Origin of the sequence: uncultured Campylobacter sp., from assembly GCF_938018035.1 — a bacterium.
Classification (GTDB): Bacteria; Campylobacterota; Campylobacteria; order Campylobacterales; family Campylobacteraceae; genus Campylobacter_B.
This window is the reverse complement of sequence record NZ_CALIJF010000039.1, coordinates 1-2,521: the sequence shown is the minus strand read 5'-3', so window position 1 is coordinate 2,521 and position 2,521 is coordinate 1. Positions and strand designations below refer to the sequence as shown.

At 42.6% G+C, this 2,521-nt stretch carries 3 protein-coding genes; all 3 read left to right on the top strand.

The features are described from left to right. The coding region (locus Q0257_RS01235; RefSeq protein WP_298020541.1) for an inorganic diphosphatase at positions 1-174 on the top strand (174 nt) is incomplete at its 5' end. Positions 175-378: 204 nt separating this feature from the next. Beyond that, complete coding sequence (locus Q0257_RS01230) at positions 379-1,023, top strand: hypothetical protein (protein WP_298020538.1); 645 nt, start codon at positions 379-381, stop codon at positions 1,021-1,023. Next, a complete protein-coding gene (locus Q0257_RS01225; protein WP_298020535.1) occupies positions 1,020-1,868 on the top strand; it encodes a leucine-rich repeat domain-containing protein in 849 nt (282 codons plus the stop codon). The genes Q0257_RS01230 and Q0257_RS01225 overlap by 4 nt, the downstream gene beginning before the upstream one ends. The last annotated feature ends 653 nt before the right edge of the window (positions 1,869-2,521 follow it).

The following is a 2,521-nucleotide window of genomic DNA, read 5'->3' as shown; positions in this document are numbered from 1 at the left end:
TATGACGGCATCAAAAGGGTCGCCGATCTGCCTAAAGCGACGCTAGATAAGATCAAAAATTTCTTCGAAACCTACAAGCTTTTAGAGCCAAATAAATGGGTCAAAGTGAAGGATTTTGCAAGCGCCGCCGAGGCGGAGAAAATCCTAGACAAAGCGATTAAGGCTTATAAATAAAATTTACAAGCGTCCTTTGATTCGGAATTTTGCCCCGCCTTCAAGACGCTGCGCGAAATTCCGAAATTTTAAAATTTAGAGGATTTGCGAAGCGTAGAGCAATGCGAGGATTTTTAAATCAAGCTTGCAAAAAGCGGTCGCTTAAATTTTATAAATATCGCGCAGCAGATACTAAGAATTTTAAATTTTAAAAAGGCGGCTCAAATGAAAAAGATTTATATCGCTCTATTTATGGCAGTAGCTTTTTCGCTCTGCATGCAATCGATCTCCGGTTTTAAAGGCATTAAAATTAGTATGTCAAACGATGCGCAGGACATCCGCCTGAAGTCTAGCCCAAAGCTGAGCGAGGATCAAAATACGCAGATGCAAAACTTGGCGGATTTTCTACGCTTTAGCGATATAGGACAGAGGGATTACTACGGTAAAAACTTCTTTAGCGATATCGCTACGACGTGGGATTTGTATGAAAAGCTTGCGGACATTGATGAGCTAGACTTCGGCAGAAACGCGAATTTTATGACTGTTTCGCCGATTAGAGTGGATGAAGTTACACAGGTTCCGCCCGAGATTTGCTTGCTTTCAAATTTAAAAAAGCTCGATCTGCAAGGCACAAGAGTTTCGGATCTGCCTTCGTGCGTGCAAAATTTAAAAAAGCTCAAGTATTTAGGCTTGCGCGCTACCGAATTTACGGAGATTAGTGAAAATATCTCTAAAATTCCGAATCTTAAGACGCTGATTTTGGATCGTTGCCCCGTAAAAGAGTTGAACGCGAATGTAGCGAATTTAAAGAATATCTTGAGCTGGATGAAACGCATATTTCGCAATTGCCGCCGCAGATTACAGGGATGAGCAAGCTACGAGAGCTCCACTGTTACAGTTGTAAATTTTTGCATACATTGCCTACGTATCTGGCGGAGCTGAAAAGTCTGGAAATTTTATATCTTACGAACACGCATATAGAGGCGCTACCCGATGAGGTTTCGCGAATGCCGAGTCTAAAGGAACTAAGCGAAGATTTTACCTCTCTGCCTGAAAACATCGTAAATTTACCCAATCTTGAGGAGTGGGGTCATATGGACGAGCAGAGATTACGGCTCGCCGTGAAAATCCCGTCGCTCAAAAGGCTTCATATAGGTTCAAATATCAAAACGATCCCGTCTGAGTTAGGGGATTTGCATAATCTGCAGGAGCTTGATATTTGGTCTGAAAATATACAAGAAATTCCTGAAAGTATCGGCGCATTAAAAAGCTTAAAAAAGCTTGATATTGGCAGATATAAGCAAGAGAGTCTGCCTGAGAGCATCGGCATGCTTGATGCTTTGGAAGAGCTGAAAATTAACAGCCAAGCCATTACGAAAATCCCTGAGAGCATCGGAAACCTACATAATTTAAAGGAGCTTTACATCCACGGCAAAAATATTACGCAGCTTCCGGAAAGCATCGGAAATTTAAAAAATTTAGAAATTTTAGATATCTCCGAGACTGCAATTAAAAAATTACCGCAGAGTATAAACGATATGACGAGTCTTAAATATCTTGATCTTCGCGATACCGATTTAGAGGAGCTTAACGTCGATTTTATCCGCCTTAGCAAACTTTACGGCATTAATTTGTATGGCGTTAAGCTTAAAAAGAAGCCCGTAGTTCCTAAGATAGAGGGAAGGCATATTGGCATTAGAGGATATGAGGATTAAATTTAAACGAAGCTATGATTTGTCCGGCGCCGACATATACCGCGGCGGGATTTTAAGCAAATAATACAAGGAGATAAATCGCGCAAAAGATCGCTAGCCGGATCAGCCCTGCGCGCTAACGACGGCGAGACTTATCGAGCTTTAAAGCCTCCTGCGGGCACCGCAAATTTAAAAACCTCGTGCGCCTCGTAAAAATAGAACAATTTATCTGTGAGGGCTCTTCCTTAAATTTAGCGAGCTTCAGAGCAAAATTTGAAGTTAAAATTTTTAAAAGACCACTGCGTTTATAAGACTTGTCGTTACAAGCGGGCGAGATAGAGCGAAGAGAAATAGATTGCGCACATTGCCGCAAAAAGGCTGTCTTCGCTTGGAAGCGAGATGATCCGCTTGCAGATTCACGGCATTAAAATTCCCCTGCGATTTGCGTAGTACAGGGCTGTGCGCCTGCGAAATTTTTAGCACATACGGGCGCTATGTTTTCCGGCTCGGTAAATTTACACGGGCAAAAATTCGATATCGAAGCAAGGGAATTCGCGGAGCTGTCATCAAATTTAATTCTCCGATTTCCGCTATCCGAAAAGATGGCAATATGCTTACGGCAGGGGCGGGCGCGCTTCTCCGTGACGTATCGAAATTCGCAGCTGAAAGCGGCC

What these genes read in the sequence shown, in the direction of transcription:
- Q0257_RS01230 (WP_298020538.1), top strand. Translation starts at nt 379, where the DNA reads ATGAAAAAGATTTATATCGCTCTATTTATGGCAGTAGCTTTTTCGCTC.
- Q0257_RS01225 (WP_298020535.1), top strand. Translation starts at nt 1,020, where the DNA reads ATGAGCAAGCTACGAGAGCTCCACTGTTACAGTTGTAAATTTTTGCAT.